Annotated in this window: 17 protein-coding genes and 3 pseudogenes; 9 read left to right on the top strand and 11 right to left on the bottom strand. The window is 43.1% G+C overall.

Annotated elements, in window-relative coordinates; genetic code table 11:
- Positions 1–257 precede the first annotated feature (257 nt).
- Entirely contained in the window at positions 258–959 is a 702-nt protein-coding gene (locus VB732_RS02035) for a response regulator (protein WP_323229132.1), read from the bottom strand.
- Between the two features lie 325 nt (positions 960–1,284).
- Here VB732_RS02035 and lipA point away from each other — a divergent pair, with 325 nt between their 5' ends.
- Positions 1,285–2,250: a lipoyl synthase gene (lipA, locus tag VB732_RS02040; RefSeq protein WP_323229134.1), complete on the top strand. Its 966-nt coding sequence runs from the start codon at positions 1,285–1,287 to the stop codon at positions 2,248–2,250.
- A gap of 149 nt (positions 2,251–2,399) precedes the next feature.
- A complete protein-coding gene (locus tag VB732_RS02045) occupies positions 2,400–2,549 on the top strand; it encodes a photosystem I protein PsaX (RefSeq protein ID WP_185581604.1) in 150 nt (49 codons plus the stop codon).
- Between the two features lie 21 nt (positions 2,550–2,570).
- Here VB732_RS02045 and VB732_RS02050 read toward each other — a convergent pair whose 3' ends face one another.
- Positions 2,571–3,437, bottom strand: a complete 867-nt coding sequence (locus VB732_RS02050) for a branched-chain amino acid ABC transporter permease (protein WP_323229136.1) — start codon at positions 3,435–3,437, stop codon at positions 2,571–2,573.
- A gap of 204 nt (positions 3,438–3,641) precedes the next feature.
- Here VB732_RS02050 and hrmK point away from each other — a divergent pair, with 204 nt between their 5' ends.
- Together hrmK and larE are read left to right on the top strand one after the other, a co-directional pair.
- The gene (hrmK, locus tag VB732_RS02055) at positions 3,642–5,480 is read left to right on the top strand and encodes a hybrid histidine kinase/response regulator HrmK (RefSeq protein ID WP_323229138.1); all 1,839 of its coding nucleotides are present in this window, start codon (positions 3,642–3,644) and stop codon (positions 5,478–5,480) included.
- 204 nt (positions 5,481–5,684) lie between these two features.
- Entirely contained in the window at positions 5,685–6,518 is an 834-nt protein-coding gene (gene larE / locus VB732_RS02060) for an ATP-dependent sacrificial sulfur transferase LarE (protein WP_323229139.1), read from the top strand.
- A 151-nt stretch (positions 6,519–6,669) separates the two neighbouring features.
- Here larE and VB732_RS02065 read toward each other — a convergent pair whose 3' ends face one another.
- The 5 genes from VB732_RS02065 to psaA form a co-directional block, all read right to left on the bottom strand.
- A complete protein-coding gene (locus VB732_RS02065) occupies positions 6,670–7,032 on the bottom strand; it encodes a DUF4864 domain-containing protein (protein WP_323229172.1) in 363 nt (120 codons plus the stop codon).
- Positions 7,033–7,093: 61 nt separating this feature from the next.
- Positions 7,094–8,149 carry an SGNH/GDSL hydrolase family protein gene (locus VB732_RS02070; protein ID WP_323229141.1) on the bottom strand — a complete coding sequence of 352 codons (1,056 nt, stop codon included), beginning with the start codon at positions 8,147–8,149 and terminating at the stop codon, positions 7,094–7,096.
- A gap of 388 nt (positions 8,150–8,537) precedes the next feature.
- Positions 8,538–8,873 carry a hypothetical protein gene (locus tag VB732_RS02075; protein WP_323229142.1) on the bottom strand — a complete coding sequence of 112 codons (336 nt, stop codon included), beginning with the start codon at positions 8,871–8,873 and terminating at the stop codon, positions 8,538–8,540.
- A gap of 135 nt (positions 8,874–9,008) precedes the next feature.
- Positions 9,009–11,240: a photosystem I core protein PsaB gene (psaB, locus tag VB732_RS02080; protein ID WP_323229144.1), complete on the bottom strand. Its 2,232-nt coding sequence runs from the start codon at positions 11,238–11,240 to the stop codon at positions 9,009–9,011.
- Between the two features lie 105 nt (positions 11,241–11,345).
- The gene (psaA, locus tag VB732_RS02085; RefSeq protein ID WP_323229145.1) at positions 11,346–13,604 is read right to left on the bottom strand and encodes a photosystem I core protein PsaA; all 2,259 of its coding nucleotides are present in this window, start codon (positions 13,602–13,604) and stop codon (positions 11,346–11,348) included.
- A 536-nt stretch (positions 13,605–14,140) separates the two neighbouring features.
- Between psaA and VB732_RS02090 the strand changes: the two genes are divergently transcribed.
- From VB732_RS02090 to VB732_RS02100, 3 genes and pseudogenes are all read left to right on the top strand, one after another.
- On the top strand, positions 14,141–15,742 hold the full coding sequence (locus VB732_RS02090; protein ID WP_323229173.1) for a hypothetical protein: 1,602 nt from the start codon (positions 14,141–14,143) through the stop codon (positions 15,740–15,742).
- Between the two features lie 266 nt (positions 15,743–16,008).
- Positions 16,009–17,122: pseudogene (locus VB732_RS02095) on the top strand (IS630 family transposase).
- The gene (locus VB732_RS02100; protein ID WP_323229175.1) at positions 17,123–17,266 is read left to right on the top strand and encodes a hypothetical protein; all 144 of its coding nucleotides are present in this window, start codon (positions 17,123–17,125) and stop codon (positions 17,264–17,266) included.
- 295 nt (positions 17,267–17,561) lie between these two features.
- Here VB732_RS02100 and VB732_RS02105 read toward each other — a convergent pair.
- Positions 17,562–18,197 (bottom strand): annotated as a pseudogene (locus VB732_RS02105) (ISAzo13-like element transposase-related protein); the annotation flags it as partial.
- A 4-nt stretch (positions 18,198–18,201) separates the two neighbouring features.
- Here VB732_RS02105 and VB732_RS02110 point away from each other — a divergent pair.
- Positions 18,202–18,327 (top strand): annotated as a pseudogene (locus tag VB732_RS02110) (HNH endonuclease); the annotation flags it as partial.
- A gap of 286 nt (positions 18,328–18,613) precedes the next feature.
- Entirely contained in the window at positions 18,614–19,039 is a 426-nt protein-coding gene (locus VB732_RS02115; protein WP_323229146.1) for a heavy metal-responsive transcriptional regulator, read from the top strand.
- A 27-nt stretch (positions 19,040–19,066) separates the two neighbouring features.
- Here the strand turns inward: VB732_RS02115 and VB732_RS02120 are convergent, their stop codons facing one another.
- From VB732_RS02120 to VB732_RS02130, 3 genes are all read right to left on the bottom strand, one after another.
- Positions 19,067–19,294, bottom strand: coding sequence for a hypothetical protein (locus VB732_RS02120; RefSeq protein WP_323229147.1), 228 nt, complete (start codon positions 19,292–19,294; stop codon positions 19,067–19,069).
- Between the two features lie 19 nt (positions 19,295–19,313).
- Positions 19,314–21,596: a heavy metal translocating P-type ATPase gene (locus VB732_RS02125; protein ID WP_323229148.1), complete on the bottom strand. Its 2,283-nt coding sequence runs from the start codon at positions 21,594–21,596 to the stop codon at positions 19,314–19,316.
- Positions 21,597–21,778: 182 nt separating this feature from the next.
- Positions 21,779–21,976 (bottom strand): heavy-metal-associated domain-containing protein, encoded by a 198-nt coding sequence (locus tag VB732_RS02130; RefSeq protein ID WP_323229149.1) that lies wholly within the window; start codon positions 21,974–21,976, stop codon positions 21,779–21,781.
- Positions 21,977–21,996 lie beyond the last annotated feature (20 nt).

The following is a 21,996-nucleotide window of genomic DNA, read 5'->3' on the forward strand; positions in this document are numbered from 1 at the left end:
TTTTCTAGACGAGGAATTGATACCATTTATTTTTGAAGATGCACCTATAAAACTTACGCGAAATTACAATCAAAATGTAGGAGCAATTCACGAATTGCTCCTACGTGTAATTTTCTTCTTGTTTCTGAATTTTGTTGTCAACGATGATTTGTCAACATAAGTATTTTTGAATTAACTATTTTTACCCGCTTTTAATCGGACACCCGTTCATCATAACGGGGCATTTTTAGCTGCGATAATAATAATGAACACAAATGCTACTTGATTTTTTGTTTAATAAAGGTAACAACTTGAGTTAGCTGTTTCTTCAAGCCATCGATTTCAGCTTGCATTTTGACAATTTTCTCGTTCAACGCATTAATTTCTGCGTCCGAAACTCCTCCAGCAGTAGGAGTTGCGTTGCTTGCCGCCGTAGGCATCGCAGTATTGGCAACAGTAGGAGTTGCGTTGCTTGCCGCCATAGGCATCGCAGTATTTGCGACGTTAGGGGCTGCTACTGTAGCAGTTGCAACACTAGAAGTTGCAACCGTGCTATTTTTAACAGCAACCCCTGCTCCTACTGCGACTAATTCTGGGCGCGGCAGTTTCGCCTTAGTCATAGCTAACTTAATTGCGTTAATTAGTTGCTTCTGATCGAAAGGCTTACCCAGAAATTCAAAGTATTCAAAGGGTTCCGTGATCTTCTCAGTTACTTCTTCCTTGCGACCAGACATGATCACCAAAGGAATTTTCCTTAATTCCGGATCGGCTTGGACTTTTTGGAAAACTTCCCAGCCGCTCATTTTAGGCAACAGGAAATCCAGCATAATCAGGCTGAGTTTTTCCTGAAGAATAAAATTTAGTCCTTCTAAACCGTCTTTTGCTTCCAGTACCTCAAAATTGCCCGGAGGCAACATTTCTCGTACTTTTACCCTGACAACTGTAGTGTCATCGATAACTAAAATCTTGTTGCTTGCCACGACTGTTTGCTCTAACAGAAACTTTAAGTGTAAATAGCGACTTTGCCGATTGTCCTTGAGAATCCTCCCACTATATACAAAATTTCTAGCAATTGGGGGATAGTATATTTCGGTATAAATGACATTGCCAGAGGTGTTTTGTAAAACTTTTGCTTGCGCTCTTTTCGATTTATGTCATGGTGATATTTAAGGCTTTAGCTTTGTTTTAGTGCATAAAGCATATAAAGGCACGGAGACACGGAGATATTAAGACCGTTTCTGCGTCTATTCTTGTTTTGTCCATTTAAAGACCACTACTTTATATCCGTATCTTGCTTGGATGTCTATGATTTCGTCACAACAAGCCGAACTAAAATCTGAAATTGCGGCAATGCCTAGCTGGTTACGTCGCCCGATCGCTAAAGCTAGTGAAATCTCTACCGTACAACGCATTATTAAGCAGCGCCAAATCCACACAATTTGCGAAGAAGGTCGCTGTCCTAACCGGGGAGAGTGCTATGCCCAAAAAACTGCAACTTTCTTGCTAATGGGGCCTACCTGCACGCGCTCTTGTGCTTTTTGTCAAGTAGATAAAGGTCATTCACCGATGCCTCTTGATTTAGAAGAACCGCAAAAGGTAGCAGAGGCTGTACAGCTTTTGGGATTGCGTTATGTAGTGCTGACTTCTGTCGCCCGTGACGACCTGTCCGATCAGGGCGCAGGGCATTTTGTGGAGACGATCGCTACTATCCGCCAATTAAACCCAGAGACTCAAATTGAAGTGCTGACCCCAGATTTTTGGGGTGGTGCTGGTGTTGGGGAATCAGGTCAACGCCAACGAATAGCGATGATTGTGAAAGCTAAACCAGCGTGTTTCAATCACAATATCGAGACAGTGCGGCGGTTAACTGGGCCAGTGCGTCGGGGGGCCAAATACGATCGCTCGCTCTCAGTACTAGCTATGGTTAAAGAAATCGATTCGACAATTCCCACTAAATCAGGTTTGATGCTGGGACACGGTGAAACACTTGATGAAGTCATTGAAGCAATGGCTGATTTAAGGGCTGTGGCGTGCGATCGCTTGACTATGGGGCAGTATATGCGCCCTTCTTTAGAACATCTGCCAGTTCAAAAATATTGGACTCCAGAGGAATTCGATCAACTCGGCAGATTAGCATGGGAAATGGGATTCAACCATGTCCGTTCCGGGCCTCTGGTTCGCAGTTCCTATCATGCTGGAGAGGAGGGAGTGGGGAGTGGGGATGAAGCAAGGGAGCAGGGAGCAGGGGGCAGGGGGCAAGGGGGAGAATAAAAATTACCTCTTTCCCCTCTTCTCCCTGCTCCCTGCCCCTCTGCCTCTTCCCAATTCCCAACTTCACACAAATATTCTTAAAGAATTTGGGTATTTGGTACGCCAGTTTGGTATTCCTTAAAAAGTCATGACATTAGGAGAGTCGCATTATGACCGCTAAAACAACGAAGAATCCTGCTAATTCCCCAGTTGCCGACAGTGGAGCTAAACCTCCCTACGCCTTTCGCACAGGCTGGGCACTGTTGTTATTAGCTATCAATTTCTTGGTGGCAGCCTACTATTTCCACATTATTGAATAGTTAGAAGTGGAGTGGTGCTGCTCAAATCGTTCCTTTGAATAAACCTTTGGGACGAATGAGCAGCACCAAAATCATGATCAACAGTGCTATACCTTGTTTATACTGGGAACCTAGCCAGGGGGTGCTAATTTCTTGGACAATGCCAATGATAAAAGCTGCTGCGATCGCACCGTAAGGGTTGCCAATCCCGCCAAGAATTACTGAGGCAAATAACGGTAGAATTAAGAACCACCCCATATTTGGACGCACGGCTGTAATCAACCCATACATACTGCCTCCCAATGACGTAAGAGTGCCAGCAATTAGCCAAGTCCAGAAAATTACTCGGTCGACATTAATACCTGAAACCCTGGCTAAGTCAAGATCGTCAGCAACTGCTCGCATCGCCTTACCTATTTTGGTATTTTGCAGGAGGTAATGCAGAGCCAAAATTGCTAGCACCGCTAACCCCAATACCAATAATTGATTTTGCGGTATTTTTAAGCCAAAGATGTCTAAAGCTGTGGTTACAGGTAAATTATAGTTTTGGTTCTTGCCACCCCAGATCAAAATAATCCCATTGCGAAGAAATAAGGCAAGTCCGATAGAAATAATAATCAGCGTAGTGGAAGTAGCACGGATAGAGCGCATCTTCGACCACAATAACTTTTCCGATAACAGCATTGCTGCTACTGTTCCCACCGCCGCCAGGATCATTGACAGCCAAATATTAACCCCAATACTATTGATCAGCCAAGTGAGATAGGCTCCTAAAGTTAAAAAATCACCATGAGCAAAGTTAGATAGCCGTAAAATTCCATAAGTAAGAGTCAGTCCTACTGCGGCTAAAGCAATAATGCTCCCTACCGCAATCCCGTTGACGATTAGCTGGGCGAATTGTATATCCATAAGTCTTCAATTGCTTTAAAAAATTTTAGGACAGTGGTTTATAGAATAATTTTTTTGGACTAGTGCTAAATTCGACATCATAAGTTATGGTTTATAACAACATAAGTTATGGTTTATAAATAAAAAAGAATTGTCGGTTAATATGCATAAAATCCTTTTTGGATTTTTATACGAAGCTAAATTTGTTCAACGGTCTAGTTGACCATGCAGCAGTACTCAAGCTTATCAGACCAGAACTCACAGATAGATGCAACGCCAAAAGTTTTGACAACAATTCAGCAACTTCGCGCCAAGTTGTGGCTGGAGAGCAGCTTGAGCCAGTTGCAAAGTCGTCTTAATGATTACCTGCTTTCTGCTTGTAATACTGTCCCACAAGCAGAGGCCGCAGAAGCAGAAATTCTCCAAATGGTGGTTAACGAGATTAACACTGCTGTTAGCAGCAGTAATCTGGTGATTACAGATTATGCTGTAGGCATGGCTCTGTTTCAACCACAAGAAGCTGTTGCCACAGTTTGCTATGTTTCTCATTCTCCATCCCCAAACTCACAACCTTTATTTTTAGAAGTGTTAACAGCAGAAAAAAAGCTGCTGTTGAGATTGCAACAGGTTATAGAACTCGAAGATTTGCAGCAGCTTGAGAATCAACAGCCACCAAGCGCTTGGCGGTTAGCTGATGATTCTGGCTGTGTCATGGGCTGGCTAATTATCGCCGCAACTCCCCTAAACTCTAATTGTGAGTCGCTCATAGATTCACTTGCTCAACTGAGATCGGAATTGATGGTTAGGTCTGCCAAGTACTGTACTACAGCCTTGGTACAACTCAGACATATCCTATCTTGGCAGCGACAATATCAAGAGTTAAGTGCTTCTAATCAAGAATTGGAGCGCACTAATCAACTGAAAAATCAGTTTTTGGCAAACACTAGCCACGAAATTCGCACACCGCTTAGTTCCATTATTGGATTTACCCACTTGCTGTTAGCTCAAGGGTATGAACCAACTAAAGAACGCCAGCAAGAGTATTTACACATCATCCAGTCTAGCGGTAAACATTTGCTAGCTCTGATTAATGATATTTTGGATCTCTCTAAAATTGAAGCAAACCAGCTAGAGGTGCAGTGGGAAACAGTAGATGTACCACTGTTATGTAGCAATGTTCTCGCACTGGTGAAAGAGAAAGCTGCTAATAAGGGTTTAAAACTTCGTCTAGAAATTGACTCCGAGATCACAACCCTAGTAGCTGACTCTTTGCGACTTAAGCAAATGCTGTTGAATTTACTTTTCAATGCCCTAAAGTTCACCAGCAAAGGAAGTGTTGGTTTACAGGTTGTTCCCAAAGGTGTGTCTGTACATTTTACAGTTTGGGATACTGGCAGTGGTATTTCTCCAAAAGACCAAACTCAATTATTTGAACCCTATTTTCAAATTGCCAAGGCTATCGCTGGTGGTGCTGAAGGGACTGGTTTGGGTTTAGCAGTAACTCGGGAACTCGCGCAAATTCACGGTGGTTCTGTGAAAGTGGAATCTAAAGTAGATGGCGGCTCCCGTTTTACCCTTGTACTTCCCCTTAAGCAAGAGGCGGGAGTAGCGGGAGATGACGTAAATGACGTAGATAAGGAAGCCCAATATTCCTCATCTCCTCTACCTTTCACCCCTAGTTCCTCTAAAGATATTTTGCTGGTAGAAAATGACTTACCCAACGCTGATTTAATGCAAATTTATCTGCGGAGATTAGGATATCAGGTAACTTGGGTTAAAAATGCTACCGAAATGTGGGAAGCTCTAACACAGCTAGATCCAGCAGTGATTTTAATGGATGTTTGTCTGGCAGATGGAAATGGTCTTAACTTGGTGCAACAACTGCGAGAACACGAGCAATATCGGACAATTCCGGTAATTGTTCAAACAGCAATGGCGATGAAAGGCGATCGCGAAACCTGTCTAGCAGCTGGAGTAAATGACTATATTTCTAAGCCGATTGATTTACCACTTTTAGCCAGTCTGGTAGCCAAGTACAGCAGTGGGGCAGGAGGCAGGGAGTAGGGGAGCAGGGGGCAGGGAGCAGGGGGCAGGGAGCAGGGGGCAGGGAGCAGGGGGCAGGGAGCAGGGAGCAAGGGGCAGGGAGCAGGGGAAGAAGAACTATTTATTGATTCTTGAGCCATACCCAATTCTCAATTCCCAATTCCCAATTCCCAATGACTACAATAAAAATTGTTGGGTGCTATAGGGTTTGAGTAGGATTGGGAAATGATGCTGACAAAAAAATTTGAGCAATTAAAAGCCTTATTTGAAGAGATGGATCAGGCATTGATTGCCTACTCTGGGGGCGTTGATAGCACTTTAGTTGCCAAAATTGCTTATGATGCACTGGGCGATCGCGCTCTGGCTGTCACGGCTGTTTCTCCTTCACTTTTACCAGAAGAGTTGGAAGATGCCAAAATTCAAGCGGCAACTATTGGGATTGCTCATAAAATAGTCCAGACTCACGAGATGGAAAATCCTAATTACACCTCTAACCCGGTTAATCGCTGTTATTTTTGCAAAAGTGAGTTGCACGATACTCTCAAACCTTTAGCTTTGCAGTCGGGTTATCCCTACGTGGTGGATGGGGTAAATGCCGATGATTTGCATGATTATCGCCCAGGAATTCAGGCGGCGAAAGAAAGAGGGGCGCGATCGCCTTTAGCCGAAGTGGGTGTTACCAAAGTTGAAGTTCGCCAACTTTCACAACAACTCGGTTTACCTTGGTGGGATAAACCCGCTCAACCTTGCCTAAGTTCTCGCTTTCCTTATGGTGAAGAGATTACTGTCACTAAGTTACAACGAGTTGGGAGAGCCGAAATTTTCTTAAGAAAGCTGGGTTGGCAGAATTTGCGTGTGCGATCGGAAGGGGATACAGCACGCATTGAATTATCACCAGAACAAATTAAAGAGTTTGTGTTAACGACAGATTTACAAAAAGTAGTTTCTGTATTTCAGGATTTCGGATTTCTTTACGTAACCCTGGATTTGGAAGGTTATCGCAGTGGTAAGTTGAATCAGGTTTTGAATAATCGGCAAGCTTTGGGCGTTAAATTATAAAATTTTGGTTTTATAGAGATCCAGTTAGAGTCCTCCAAGTAAAAAAATGCTCAATTGTCATTGCGAGCGAAGCGAAGCAATCCCAGCCCTTGCGATTGCTTCGCTTCGCTCGCAATGACGGGTTTTGGATCATTTATTTTTTGGAACACTCTTATATTTTTTTACCTTCTACAGAAACTAGAAAGCAGCCGTTTATCCTCCAGGCATTATCCGGCTGTTTTTCCATAAGATATAAAGCTCTTAAGGGAACTCCATCAGGAGCAAGTAGTAGCAGTGGCTGAGTTATGTTTCCCTCAATGGTTGTTATCTTCTCAAAAAAGACGGAACGAGGACGGTATACTGCTGGGTAACTTATCTTCACCATCTGGACAAAATTTTCTGGAGTGCCAAATTGCGCCTGAATTCCTGGACTGGCGAAAGCAAAAGCACCTTGAGCATCATCCTTTTGAAATGCTGCCAATTGATTTTCAATTAGCGAACGTATGGTGATAGCATCGTTATCGGTAATTTCCATAAATCTAAAGTTGCGTAAGCGCAGCCCATCGTAGACATCGCTCGAAGCTTGAGGCGATCGCTCAATTTTCACGCTGAGTTAGCTTGTATTCTATCTGCTGTAGTGCCGAGCGCCAAACATCATAACCTTCTTGCGACAGGTGTAAACCATCGGTGGTCAACTCTGAGCGCAAATTTCCTTCCATATCCGTAAACCAGCTATAAATATTTAAATAATTAGCGCCTTCTTGTTTAGCAATCTGGGTTAGTTGGCTATTTATGTGACGAATACGGCTATTGGAAAGTTTTGCTAGGCGCGTAGGCAGAATTGATTGAACAATGATTTCAGTTTTTGGGTGAGTCTCCCTTAAACGACGGACAATCCGGCGATAATTACGCAAGATTGTGTCATCGCTATCGCCTTTTCGTAAGTCGTTAATCCCAGCCATGACGTAAATAACATTGGGGCGGGTTGCCGAAAATGCCCCTAATCTTTTTAAAACTCCACTGGAAGTATCTCCAGAGATGCCTTGATTGAGCCACAATTTCCCAGTGGGGAGTTTTTCTCTAGGAAACCACATGCTCAAAGAATCACCAACTAAGATGCTTAGATGATTTGAACCTTGACCTCGAGCGATCGCTCTGGCTTCTAAAGCGAGTAAACTTTTCCAGTCATCATAAGTCAGTTGACGTTTCCTGATCGACTCCCACAATGATTGCAAATTATTACTATTAGCGCGTGTATAAATCTGACCTGTTTTCAAAGCCGCCAATCTTTGGTAGTAAAGTTGATTACCAGATGTCAATGAAATACTCGTTGCTTGAGCGCTGGGGTTGGCTAATGATTCTGTTGAGGCTGGTAATCCTTCACTATTGGGTTCGGGTACGCTAGAGACATTTTTCTCGTCTACCGTCGGCTGTAAATTTTTTAGGGGTTGGAACGCTTGCCCACTGAGTTCTGGTAAGGAGAGATCAACGCTGGGGATGATTTGTCTACTTACTATTGTCTGCGAGCCTTGTTTTAAATCCCACAGGAATCTAGAACTTTCTGGCAGGACAATCGACAAATGTGGAAGAGCCGATGCTGGTATTGCTAATCCTGTTAACAAGCCTGCTGCCAACAGATAAGGATCCCTCATCGCTTTCTCTCTCCTCTACTCACTCTTTTCCCTATCACAACATTAATTGCCTGCATTCAGGAAAATTTTACTTCGGTTAAGTTATTATTCTTATTTACACTGTATAGTTCTGTAAAGTGTGTTGAGGAGATTATCTTAGACAATTTACGATCTCTTTAAAGTACAGTTTTTTGGTGGTATACAAGTCTTCTTTGTGAAAACACTGTTGCTGAAAGCAGTATTTTCCCAAAATGACCATTTTTTATAACTCAGTGGTTACAAATATTGTAAGTATGTATAACCTTGGCTATTAGTTGAATATAATACGATAATCTGCTCTTAATGAGCAAATGAAAGTTTATTCTTACTCATATTCGAGAATTTACTGAAAAAAGGTTAGGCTCTGAAATTATTTTGGGATAATTATGGGGTAATTTGCAGCCCTGTCAAACATTATTAACTCTTGTGCTGTTTGAGGATTTAATTCTGGATTCAATTCAACTTTTTCTAAGTTTCCTTCGTATTTAACTAAGTTAAAATCTCCTACGGTTGCAAAGTAAATTTTACGTTGACCGTGAGTTTCTATTGCTTTTTTAGCTGATGACCAAACTACAGATGAGCGGAAGGTAATTGGCTGTTTGGGATTACAATTACTAATTTCAACTGCTTCATCAAGATGTTCAGAGTAATTTCGAGAAAAAACTGCACAATGCGAATTTTGTTTAACTTGAGTTTCTAATCTCATCTTATTGATATGTACATAAAGTATTTTCTGTGCTTTAGAGTTCCCAAAAAAGTATAAAAAGTAATCAAAAATGAAAAAATCCCCCACCTTGCGGCAGGGGATTTTTATTACTTATCTACGAAACTAGCAGCCAAATTAACCGAACTTGCCAGCAGTAGAAGCAATCAAGAATGCGGCGTAAGTCACGATGTAGCCAACAGTGAAGTGAGCTAGACCAACTACACGACCTTGAACGATAGACAGAGCCACGGGCTTATCTTTCCAGCGAACTAGGTTAGCTAGAGGAGTGCGTTCGTGTGCCCAAACAAGGGTTTCAATCAACTCTTGCCAGTAACCTCTCCAGGAGATTAAGAACATGAAACCAGTAGCCCAAACTAGGTGTCCAAACAGGAACATCCAAGCCCAGACAGAAAGGTTATTCACGCCGTAGGGGTTGTAACCATTAATCAACTGAGCAGAGTTAGCCCAGAGGTAATCGCGGAACCAGCCCATGAGATATGTAGAGTTCTCATTGAACTGAGCAACGTTGCCTTGCCAAATACCTAGATGTTTCCAATGCCAGTAGAACGTAACCCAACCAAGGGTATTCAGCATCCAGAATGTAGCGAGGTAGAAGGAATCCCAACCTGAGATGTCGCAAGTACCGCCACGACCGGGGCCGTCACAAGGGAAGGCATAGCCGAAGTCCTTTTTATCGGGCATCAGCTTAGAACCACGGGCATCCAAAGCACCTTTGACCAAGATCAAAGTGGTGGTGTGCAGACCTAAAGCGATCGCATGGTGTACCAAGAAGTCGCCAGGGCCAATTGTCAAGAACAGGGAGTTAGTACCAGCATTGATGGCATCTAACCAGCCTGGCAACCAAACGTTAGCGTAGTTGGGCCATGCTGTATTGGCAATACTATCTGGGTTAGACAACAAGGTGTCTAAGCCGTAGAGTACTTTACCATGAGCAGCTTGGACGAACTGGGCAAACACTGGCTCGATCAGGATTTGCTTTTCAGGAGTACCGAAAGCAACAACTACATCGTTGTGAACGTACAAGCTGAGGGTGTGGAAGCCTAAGAAAAGAGATACCCAGCTAAGGTGGGAGATAATCGCTTCTTTGTGCTTCAATACGCGCTCAAGAACGTTGCCTTTGTTTTGTTCTGGATCGTAATCACGTACCCAGAATATAGCTCCGTGAGCAAAAGCACCGAGGATTAGGAAACCAGCAATGTATTGGTGGTGCGTGTACAGCGCTGCCTGAGTTGTGTAGTCCTTAGCAATAAATGCATAAGGAGGCATGGCGTACATGTGCTGTGCCACCAAAGAGGTGATGGTTCCTAGAGCAGCTAGGTGAATACCTAACTGGAAGTGCAATGAGTTGTTATAGGTGTCGTACAACCCTTGGTGAGGCAGGTTGAACTGACCTTCGCTCTTGCTACCAGGTACTAAACCGGATTTGGAGTTCAGCATTTCTTTGATGCTGTGACCAATTCCGAAGTTAGTCCGGTACTGGTGTCCGGCAACAATGAAGATAACTGCGATCGCCAAGTGGTGATGAGCCATGTCAGTCAACCACAAAGCTTCTGTCTGGGGATGGAAACCACCCAAGAAAGTCAGAATTGCAGTCCCTGCACCTTGAGATGTACTAAATACATGCCCAGGAGTGTCAGGGTTTTGAGCGTAAACACCCCAGTTGCCTGTAAAGAATGGTGTTAAACCAGCTGGGTGGGGTGGTGTGTTGAGGAAGTTATCCCAACCTACGTGCTGTCCGCGAGATTCGGGGATAGCAACGTGGATTAAGTGACCAGCCCAAGCCAATGAACTAACGCCAAACAAACCTGCTAAGTGGTGGTTTAGGCGGTGTTCAGCACTCTTAAACCATGCCAAGCTAGGACGGTACTTGGGTTGCAAGTGTAACCAGCCAGCAAATAAGAGTACAGCTGCGAACAATAACAGGAATACTGAACCGGTGTACAGTTCGCTGTTTGTCCGCATACCGATGGTGTACCACCAGTGGTAAATACCAGAGTAGGTAATGTTTACAGGGTTACTAGCGCCAGCTTGGGTAAAAGCTTCGATCGCTGGTTTACCAAAGTGGGGATCCCAAATCGCATGGGCGATGGGACGGATATGAAGGGGATCTTTAATCCACTGTTCGAAGTTACCTTGCCAGGCCACGTGGAACAGGAGGCTGGATGCCCACAGGAAGATGATTGCCAAGTGACCGAAGTGAGTTGCGAAAATCTTTTGGTAAAGATTTTCTTCCGTCATGCCATCATGGGTTTCAAAATCGTTGCCTGTAGCGATCGCATACCATATCCGACGAGTAGTCGGATCCTGTGCGAGATCCTGGCTAAATTTTGGAAATTTTGTCGCCATAGGTTTAATATATCCTCTGACCTTTAGCCATCAAGTATCAGTTGGATTTTGAATTTTAGATTTTGAATTGAATCTAAAATCTAAAATCCAAAATTTTGCTGATTGCTACCCTAATGAAAGGATGTGTGCATGGAAGAACGCCCAAGTTGTGGCAATTCCTCCCAATAGGTAGTGAGCTACCCCTACAGCCCGACCTTGAATAATACTCAAAGCGCGAGGCTGAATTGCTGGTGCTACCTTCAGTTTGTTATGTGCCCAAACAATGGACTCAATCAGTTCTTGCCAGTAGCCGCGACCACTGAACAGGAACATCAAGCTGAATGCCCAAACAAAGTGAGCGCCTAAGAACATGAGTCCATAAGCAGATAGCGCACTGCCATAGGAATTGATGACTTGTGTAGCTTGTGCCCACAAGAAGTCTCGCAACCAACCGTTGATGGTAATCGCGCTTTGGGCAAAGTTACCACCAGTGATGTGAGTCACAGCACCATCTGCATCTACGGTTCCCCATACATCTGATTGCATCTTCCAGCTGAAGTGGAAAATTGCGATGGATATGGTGTTGTACATCCAGAATAGTCCGAGGAACACGTGATCCCAACCAGACACTTGACAGGTACCACCACGACCAGGGCCGTCGCAAGGGAAGCGGAAGCCCAGGTTTGCTTTGTCTGGAATCAGACGAGAGCTACGGGCAAACAGGAATCCTTTTAACAGAATCAGGACGGTAACGTGAATTTGGAATGCGTGGATGTGATGGATCATAAAGTCGGCTGTACCCAGAGCAATGGGCATCATCGCCACTTTGCCGCCTACCGCCAAGATTCCACCACCAAACGCATAGCTAACTGGTTCTAGAGCATTGGGAGCAGTGCCACCAGGAGCTAAGGTGTGGATGTTTTGTACCCATTGGGCAAAAACTGGTTGCAATTGGATTGCTGTATCCGAAAACATATCTTGGGGACGACCCAAGGCACGCATGGTGTCATTGTGGATATACAACCCAAAGCTATGGAAGCCAAGGAATATACACACCCAGTTTAGGTGAGAGATGATTGCATCTCTATGACGAAGTACCCGATCCAAAAGATTGTTTTGATTGACCACAGGATCGTAATCCCGCACCATGAAGATGGTAGCGTGAGCCGCACCGCCTACAATCAAGAATCCTCCAATCCACATGTGGTGAGTGAAAATGCACAACTGTGTAGCATAATCAGTTGCCAAATATGGATAAGGGGGCATCGCGTACATGTGATGCGCCACAATAATGGTCAGCGAACCCAAGAAGGCCAGGTTCGTTCCCAATTGAGCGTGCCAGGATGTGGTCAGGTTTTCATACAAACCTTTGTGACCTTCACCGGTAAAAGGCCCTTTGTGGTTTTCCAGGATCTCTTTAATGCTATGACCAATACCCCAGTTAGTACGGTACTGATGACCAGCAATGATAAAGACAACTGCGATCGCTAAGTGGTGATGAGCAATATCAGTCATCCACAAGCCGCCAGTTACTGGGTTCAGACCGCCCTTGAAGGTCAGGAAGTCAGCGTACTGACCCCAATTCAAGGTGAAGAAAGGTGCTAAACCAGCAGCAAAACTAGGATACAACTCGGTCAACAAGTCTTTGTTCAAGATGAACTCGTGGGGCAAGGGGATGTCTTTGAGAGCAACGCCTGCATCCAAAAGCTTGTTGGTCGGTGCGGACACGTGGATTATGTGACCTGCCCATCCCAAGGAACCACAACCTAACAATACTTGCAAGTGGTGATTCAGCATCGACTCCACATTCTGGAACCATTCCAGTTTGGGAGCGCGTTTGTGGTAGTGGAACCAGCCAGCAAATAGGAATAAGCCTGCTAGTACCAAGCCACCGATCGCAGTGCAGTAAAGCTGGAAGGAGTTTGTGATCCCCCAACCACGCCATACTTGGAACAAACCGGAGGTGATTTGAATACCGTGGAAACCACCGCCAACATCACCGTTTAAAATGTCTTGTCCAACAATAGGCCAAACGACTTGAGCGCTAGGCTTAACGTTTAACGGGTCACTTAGCCAAGCTTCGTAGTTAGAAAACTTCGCGCCGTGGAAAATCATCCCGCTCAACCAGATTGTCACTACGGCTAGGTGGCCGAAGTGGGCTGAGAATATCTTGCGGGATATATCTTCTAAATCGCTTGTATGTGTATCAAAATCATGGGCGAGTGCGTGCAGGTTCCAAATCCATGTGGTGGTTTTGGGACCTCTGGCTAAGGATCTGTCAAAGTGTCCAGGTTGCGCCCATTTTTCGAATGAGGTTGGAACTGGATCGTTATCGACGATTACTCTTGCCTTCTTTTCCTCTCGCTCCGGAGGACTTATTGTCATTTGACCTCCTCTCTTGATAAGGAATGAGGAATCATGAATACCACAAAGTGAACCATTACCGCATCTCAGAATTTTACTGAAGCCGCGATGAAGACCCTATGTGGAGAGTTGTTTCTCGTTGAATTATAGAGTCTTCACCTGCACTTTGTTAGAGATATTTTAACAATAATTCAAACTTGGTGAAATATTGCTGAAATTACCGTCTTATATGCCTTTTAACTTCAGCCCATTTGTCTAAAAGTCAATAGTTTATCCATTTAATTTACAAAGTATAACAATTCGTAAAACTTATGCTTTGGCTGTATGTAGGTGATGTTTCAACTTTTACTGCTGTTATTGGTAAATATTTGTATCATCTTTCAATATTTATCAGTAAAAAGTTGTAAATAAGATATTTTTTTTAAACTTTTCGAGATACACAGGAAAAATTTATGGGATGTAAGGCAGATTTCACCTTTTGGGCTATAGTGCCAGATGGACAGTTTGAGCGAAAATAATCTGTGCAATTGTCGAAAGACTATCACTGGGTGCAACGCATGAACTCGTGGCAGAAAAGGGTGTTAGAAAAGCTCCTCCCTGAGAGGTTCCCGGTTTTTAGGTGGATAATGACATTGGTGCTGGTATTAAGCTTGACCAGTTGCGGCGAGAAAGCCGATAGCCAGGAAGTATCTACTAGCTATAGAGAAAACCCTCCACAGATTTCTCAAATTTCAAAGCAATTTTCAGAAGTTTCCCCGCCATCTGTTATCCAAGCACTGCGTCCAAGTTTGGAAGTTTATCAGCCACAAGTGACGATTGTGACTCCAAAACCTGATGAAGTTTTCCAAAATAATAAAGTTACAGCCAGTTTTCAGGTTAAGGATCTACCAATATTTAAAGATCCACAATTGCAACTGGGGCCACATCTCCACGTAATTCTGGATAATCAACCTTATATTCCTGTTTACGATCTGAATCAGCCTTTGGTTTTGCCAGAGTTGTCTCCAGGTACTCATACCTTGCGTGTCTTCGCCTCTCGTCCTTGGCATGAAAGCTTTAAGAATGAAGGTGCTTATGCCGAGACAACATTTCACGTCTTTACTAAAACCGACGACAACAATCCAGATGCCAAGTTACCTCTGCTAACTTACAGCCGTCCTCAAAGTAGCTACGGGGCAGAGCCAATTTTACTGGACTTTTATTTAACTAATGCTCCCCTGCATCTGGTTGACAAGGAAAATACTAACGAAGGATTTAGCGATTGGCGTATCCGCGCCACTATTAATGGTGAAAGCTTTGTTTTCGATCGCTGGCAAGCAGTTTATCTTAAAGGCTTCCAAACTGGTAAAAATTGGATAAAGCTAGAATTTCTTGATAATCAGGGAAATCCTCTCAAAAATGTCTTTAATACAACAGTCAGACTGATTGACTACCAGCCAAATGGTAAAGATACTTTGTCGAAAATTGTGAGAGGAGAACTCACAGCAGATGAAGTGCGCCCTATTGTAGACCCGAATTATAAACTTACACCTACGCCTTCTGTTGAAAAAACACCTCAAATACAACCGAAGGTTGAAAAGCAGCCCATTCCTGAAATTGAACTTCCAAAAGAATCGAAAACACAACCGGAAGAACCAAAGTTGGAAGTTCCGACGGCTGTACCATCTCCTACGTTATCCCCAACACCATCAGAAATAATTACGCCAACTCCTGAATCAACACCGCTACCTGAAGAAGTTGCACCTCAGCCAACTAAACCTAAAGTTGATGGATTTTTTAACCGTCGCGCGGGTAAGACACCTACTCCAGAAGCAACAGTTGAACCATCTCCTAGTTTGCCACCCACGTTACCAGAGATTATTGAGTCTCCAGCACCGGAAATAATTACGCCAACACCAGAAGAACCACAGCCAGAGGTAACGCCAACTCCTGAATCAACGCCATTACCCGAAAAAGTTGCGCCTCAGACAACAAAATCTAGATTTGGCGGATATTTTAAGCGTCGAACGGACAAGACACCTACTCCAGAAGTTACAGTTGCGCCATCTCCTAGTTCGCCACCTACGTTACCGGAGATTATCGAGTCTCCCGTACCAGAAACAATTACGCCAACAACTCCATCGGCTGAATTCCCCCAAAAACAAGTGCAACAGCCATAAAAGACAAGATTTAGTTTTTTATTCGTGAAAATTCGCGTTGTCCAGATCCCCGACTTCTTAAAGGATGCTGCTGGCGAATTAGGGGTCTAACCTGGTATGGGTTAGACCCCCGATAACTGAAGAGGGTAAAGAGTCAGAAAATACTCACAAAGTTGTATTTTCTGAATTCTTGATATGACACTACATCCTAAAAACCACTGGGAGATAAGCTGCTGTACCTTTAATTTGCATAGAATGGGAATTGGATAAGTATTGTATTTACTGCCATGCCAGCTAGAGGTTTTCTCACACCGGGTCAACAAGAAAATTTACAAAAAGCCGTCAGAGAAAGTGCAGACAAGCATCTACGAGAACGAGCATTAATGCTGTTGTTGATGAATGATGGTAAGACGTACCAAGAGATTAGCGCTTTTTTAGGTTGTGCATACCGAAGCGTAGCATATTGGTGTGTTCATGGAGACGCAGAGAACCTAGAAAGTTCAAAAGATAAGCGAGAACAAGGTAATCATCGGAAAGTCACAGAATTGTATGTAGAGTTACTGTTAGATGTACTTGAAAAGGAACCATCAGAATTAGGATATGAATTTGGAAGATGGTCAGGTGAACGACTAGCAACATATATGGCAGAACAAACAGGAATTGAGCTATCAGGGAAGCAGGTAAGGAGAATATTAGAGCAAAAAAAGTACGCTTACCTCTGGGCAAAATACACCCGCTTAGGACAAACAAGATCCCAAAAATAGAAAGGCGTTTCAAGAGAAGTTAGAAGGATATTTAGAAGCGTCAAAAGCTAACCCAGATAAACTACAAATCTGGTTTTGGGATGAAAGTGGATTCAGTATGAGAGTAATTAGACGTAGGAGTTGGGTAAAAAGAGGTACTAGAAAAAAAGTCACTGGACAACGTAGTAGAGGAAAAGTAAACGTCATGGGAGGTATTCGATATCATGATAAAAAAAGAATGTGTTATTTCATCGATAAAGGGAACTCAACAAGCTTTTATGAACAAATTACAAATTTATATACTTTTGTAAAAGAAGAGTGGATTAATCAAGGAAATATAGAAGATAAGTTTAGATCATCTGGAGTAAAAATACTCATCATACTAGATAATGCTAGCTACCATAAAAAGAAAGATATTCTCGAAAAAATAGAACAAGAAATGCCAAATATACAACTTTATTTTTTACCTCCCTATAGTCCAGATTTTAATTTAGCTGAATTAGTTTGGCATTCAGTGAAAGAATACATAGCACATCGCCTATTTAAATCAGTACTGGATTTACAAGAATTACTAGACAGATTATTAAACGATGGGGAATTAATTATTAAGTGGGGCAGAAAAATCAAGAACAAGGGGAATGCTGTTATTGCAAGTTAAATGTCCGACAGCTTACCAGAGCAAACGGCACAGATAGCGCGTGCGTCATTCCCGAAGGGCAACGAGTTCATGAAAATGTACGATGAACTGGGAACTTTATATACTGACACAGACTTTGCGACCTTAGGGACTTCCAAAGAATAAATTCTTCCAAGAAAAACGAGAGACAGGTTTTTTCAAGAATGATAATCATTTTAAGAGAGGAGAAAAGGGGTTGCCGAGGGCAACCCCTTTTCTCCCCCTCATCTATGCATGAAGAATCTATACACTTGTCGTCTGCTTTGAAGTTAAACAGTGTAAATAAGGGATGTTTTGTAGCTAAATAAATGCTGTTTAGGACTTACGCAAAAATTGCCGAAAAGCTTAATTTATCGAACCGCCAAGATGCCAAGAACGCCAAGAATTCGTAGAGTGTGCGTAAGTCATACTGTTATTAAAATCAAATAACTTTTGTTTTACTACAACAAATATCAATAAACCAATTACCTAAATTTGGGAAAAGTTCATGATTAGAATCGGTTAGCCGCTCAATCTGTTTTTCAATTTGAGCCATAGCTTTTTTTGTAAGCTTTACCCCATTCTCATAAGTTTTGTGTACTAGCTTAACTACTGGATGATCACCTTTCCATTTCATAGTACTAGCAAACTTTAAAGCTGTCTCCACTTCATCTAAAATGCTGCCATTCCAATGATTCTCTAGTATTGCCCATATTCTTTCTATCGGATTATATTTACTATGATAGGGAGGATAGTAAGCTAAACGTATATTTACTTGATGTTTGTGGGCAAACTCTACTATACGTTTCATAAATTGGGTACGCCGTGAACTATTCTGCGGCCCATTATCTTGATTAATAAGTAGGGTTTGAATATCAGAAAAACGATGCTTTTCTTCTAACCAAAAATCTTCTAAAATATCAACAATAAAATCGCTTGTAACTTTCGATTCTGTAAAGTATAAAAATAGCTCATCAAGCTCTGGGAGAAAGATACCATAAGGAGTTACAGTTGTTTTCGGATTATAATCATGGTCGTCAGCCTTCGCCCCATCCCGGCTTTTACCCCCTCGGTCAAATGAGCTTGATGAGGAACGGGTTCACCTGCATCACATCGACGGAAATCACGCCAACTGGAAGAAAAATAATCTTGAAGCAATTCACGAGAGTTGCCACGATTACAAACACATGAGCAAAAGCGCAAGCTGAGAACATCGGGAGCCGTGTACACGGAAACGGGTACGCACGGATCTAAATGAGAGGTGCGGGGAATAATATCCCCCATCGACTCAACCTACCATCAGAAATATCTTCTGATTCTAAAACTGGTTAGCTTGAGGGGTCAAACCCACCATTCGCTAGCAGTATCCTTTAAGAAGTCGTGGATCTAACTTTTCACGAATGATTTAGGATTACTATCTTTAGCCAAGCTCCCAAATGACTTCATAGCCACTAAAATATGTGATAATGATTACAAGAGTTGGGAAAATCTGCCGTGTTAACTCAAGATGAAAAATTGTTTTTAATTGGTCAAGTAACAGATATAAGCGGAATCTCTATTAGGACGATTCGCTATTATGAGAGTTTAGGTTTACTAAAGTCCTCAAAACGAACAGAGGGAGGCTTCCGCCAGTTTTCAGTGGATGTGCTGACTCGTCTAGCGTTCATTAAAAGAGCGCAAAATCTTGGTCTTAGCTTAGAAGAGATTGGAAATATTCTTAAGGTTTATGACCAAGGACAGACTCCCTGTGGTGAAATTAAAGAAAAGCTTGAAGATAAGCTCTTGCAAATTGATCACCAAATCGATCAGTTGTTAACTTTACGCTCTGAAATAAAAGGATTACTTTCAGGTTGGAAGGATCTCAACAACCACCATGAAGATACAATTTGTCCTATTATTCAAAATACCTCTGAGTCCTGAGTGTTGAAAGGTAAAAATAGAATGGTATCAGGACTCAGGACTTTTATAGAGGAGAAACCACCATAACTCTAGTCCAATCAAAGCTAAACCAGCGATCGCAACACCAACTTTCAAACCCAAAGGTTGCTCTATGTGGTTAAATTGAATGTTTTGCTCTGACGAGTGGGCTGACATTTCTGCTACTGTTACACCTGATGTTGCAGTGAGAAGCACTAAAGCTATAAGGCTTCCCCAAAGCATTTTTTTACTGAACATTTCCTGAATTACCCTGCGATTATGAGATAGTTTTTGGTTGAAAGTTACGCAATCTGAGGGCATTGCTAACAACAGATAGCGACGAAAGAGCCATCGCAGCCCCGGCGATAATTGGATTGAGTAACCAGCCAAAGATAGGGAAGAGAATTCCAGCCGCAATGGGAATACCAATAACGTTGTAAATAAAGGCAAAGAAGAGATTTTGCTTAATATTGTTGATGGTGGCACGGCTGAGTTGAATAGCAGTCACAATTCCTTGCAAATCTCCAGAAATTAGGGTGATATCGCTAGCTGCGATCGCAACATCTGTTCCCGTACCAATAGCAATTCCCACATCAGCCTGTGCTAAGGCTGGGGCATCATTTATACCATCGCCTACCATTGCGACAATTTTAGATTTGGAATTGGGAAGTCTCTCTATTTTCCCTTGCAAAGATTGGATAATTGCGGCCTTTTGATCTGGACGCACTTCGGCAAATACTCGCTGGATACCAACTTCCGCCGCGATCGCATCAGCAGTTTTACGATTATCTCCGGTGAGCATTACTACTTCTAAACCTAGCTTCTGTAATGCCTTTACCACTGCTGTTGATGAAGGTTTCAAGGCATCAGCAATACCCATGATTCCTTGCAGTTCGCCATCTACAGCAATCAAAATAACTGTTTTACCAGCCGCTTCCCAGGCATCTTTATACTGCTGGAGAGCTATGGTGTTAATTCCAAGTTCTGTTAACCAGCGTTGTGTACCAATTTGCACAAGCTGGTTTGAAACAACTGCTTGGACACCACTACCTGCATTAGCCTGAAAATTATTTACCTCTATTAAACTCACCTCTTGAGACTGGGCATATTTCACCACCGCTTCAGCTAAAGGATGCTCAGAATTCCGTTCTACTGTTGCTGCTAACTGTAAAAGCTTGATTTCATTACCATTAGCTGTACCGTAGACAGTCACAAAATCTGTAACCGTGGGTTTACCCTGAGTCAAAGTGCCGGTTTTATCTAGAACGATGGTTTGAATTTTGTGTGCTAGTTCTAAGCTGTCAGCACCTTTAATTAAGATGCCATTTTCTGCACCTTTGCCCGTCCCCACCATTACAGACGTAGGTGTAGCTAAACCCAAAGCACAAGGACAAGCGATAATTAGTACACCTACCGTTGTCATTGTTGCTAAGGTGAGGTTGCCAGTGAAATTAAACCAAATGATGAAAGTGGCGATCGCAACAGCAATCACAGCTGGTACAAACCATCCTGTCACTTGATCTGCCAAGCGTTGAATAGGTGCTTTAGAACCTTGTGCCTGTTGCACTAATTTGACGATTTGAGCCAAAAAAGTATCATTTCCGACTCGTGTCACCCGAAACTGAAACGCACCCGCACCGTTAATCGTCGCCCCAATCACCTCATCTCCTGGCTGCTTTTTGACTGGCAAACTTTCACCAGTCACCATCGCTTCATCTACTGTAGAAGCGCCTGTAATCACCTCGCCATCTACCGGAATTTTCTCACCAGGACGCACCAAAATTACATCGTTGATTCTGACTTCGGCGATGGGAACATCAATTTCCACACCATCACGGATGACTCTGGCATCTCTAGCTTGCAATCCGATTAGTTTACGGATGGCTTCAGAAGTTTGTCCCCTAGCGCGATTTTCTAAGAACCGCCCCAACAAAATTAAGGTAATGACGATCGCGGCGACTTCATAATAAATATGAGGTATCAAGCCCTGAGCAATAAAAAATTTCGGGAAAACAGTCACAAACAAAGAATATATATACGCTGCACTAGTACCCAAAGCAATCAGCGTGTCCATCGTCGCCGTATGGCGCTTGAGGGATTTCCAGCCATTGCGGTAAAAAGATCCACCACACCAAAATACGACGGGTGTTGTCAGCACTAACTGTAGCCAAGGATTTTCCAAGAAGCTGGGAATTAAGGGGAAGTTTAGCCCAGTCATCATGGGCAACGACCCCAATAATAGGAAAATGCTAATTACACTTCCCACAACTACCTTGAGGAAAAGTTCGCGTTGTAATGCTTGCCTACTCGCTTTCTCTGCATCATCTTCTTCAGAGAGCAATTCTTCCTGGAGTGAAGAGGAAGAGTATCCCGCAGATGCGATCGCACTTTGGATTTTCTCTAAATTGGCTAGAGAGCGATCGTATCTAATAGCGGCTTGTTCTGCTCCAAAGTTAACGTTGCAGTCAATCACCCCAGGAACAGAGCGAATTGCCTTTTCGATATTGTTGGCGCAACCAGCGCAACTCATGCCTCGAAGTTTGAGTGTGAGAGTATCCATAACTAGATGAACCCCTGTAATTGATGTGGGAGGATCTGCAAGTAATTCGTAATTAAATTATTTGGGCATTTAAACCCCAACAGGTAAATACCGCCAATAAAGACAAATACCCGCGAGTGCTTCGCCAGCAATTACGAATTACGAATTACGTTCGCGTAGCGTGCCGGAGGCTCTATTACGAATTAGTTAGCAACTGGATAGCCAGCAGCAGCCAACGCTTCCTTGATTACTGTTTCTGATGCTTGAGTTTCTACACTGACAAGCTTGGTTGTTGGATCAGCCTGAACGTTGGCATTGGCATCGACTGCCTGAAGTGCTTTGGTGATGGTGTTGGCACAAACAGAACAAGACATATTGGGAACTGTGAGTTGGAGAGTCATAGATTTACGGGATAAAAATA

Origin of the sequence: Nostoc sp. UHCC 0252 (genome assembly GCF_034931145.1) — a bacterium.
GTDB lineage: Bacteria > Cyanobacteriota > Cyanobacteriia > Cyanobacteriales > Nostocaceae > Nostoc.

Excerpts from the sequence above, each read along its gene's own strand:
- VB732_RS02045 (WP_185581604.1), top strand. The coding sequence starts at position 2,400 with ATGACCGCTAAAACAACGAAGAATCCTGCTAATTCCCCAGTTGCCGAC.
- psaB (WP_323229144.1), bottom strand. The coding sequence starts at position 11,240 with ATGGCGACAAAATTTCCAAAATTTAGCCAGGATCTCGCACAGGATCCG.
- VB732_RS02125 (WP_323229148.1), bottom strand. The coding sequence starts at position 21,596 with ATGGATACTCTCACACTCAAACTTCGAGGCATGAGTTGCGCTGGTTGC.
- VB732_RS02090 (WP_323229173.1), top strand. The coding sequence starts at position 14,141 with ATGAACTCGTGGCAGAAAAGGGTGTTAGAAAAGCTCCTCCCTGAGAGG.
- hrmK (WP_323229138.1), top strand. The coding sequence starts at position 3,642 with ATGCAGCAGTACTCAAGCTTATCAGACCAGAACTCACAGATAGATGCA.
- VB732_RS02070 (WP_323229141.1), bottom strand. The coding sequence starts at position 8,149 with ATGAGGGATCCTTATCTGTTGGCAGCAGGCTTGTTAACAGGATTAGCA.
- VB732_RS02100 (WP_323229175.1), top strand. The coding sequence starts at position 17,123 with ATGTCCGACAGCTTACCAGAGCAAACGGCACAGATAGCGCGTGCGTCA.
- VB732_RS02065 (WP_323229172.1), bottom strand. The coding sequence starts at position 7,032 with ATGGAAATTACCGATAACGATGCTATCACCATACGTTCGCTAATTGAA.
- VB732_RS02075 (WP_323229142.1), bottom strand. The coding sequence starts at position 8,873 with ATGAGATTAGAAACTCAAGTTAAACAAAATTCGCATTGTGCAGTTTTT.
- psaA (WP_323229145.1), bottom strand. The coding sequence starts at position 13,604 with ATGACAATAAGTCCTCCGGAGCGAGAGGAAAAGAAGGCAAGAGTAATC.
- VB732_RS02050 (WP_323229136.1), bottom strand. The coding sequence starts at position 3,437 with ATGGATATACAATTCGCCCAGCTAATCGTCAACGGGATTGCGGTAGGG.
- VB732_RS02130 (WP_323229149.1), bottom strand. The coding sequence starts at position 21,976 with ATGACTCTCCAACTCACAGTTCCCAATATGTCTTGTTCTGTTTGTGCC.
- lipA (WP_323229134.1), top strand. The coding sequence starts at position 1,285 with ATGATTTCGTCACAACAAGCCGAACTAAAATCTGAAATTGCGGCAATG.
- VB732_RS02120 (WP_323229147.1), bottom strand. The coding sequence starts at position 19,294 with ATGTTCAGTAAAAAAATGCTTTGGGGAAGCCTTATAGCTTTAGTGCTT.
- larE (WP_323229139.1), top strand. The coding sequence starts at position 5,685 with ATGATGCTGACAAAAAAATTTGAGCAATTAAAAGCCTTATTTGAAGAG.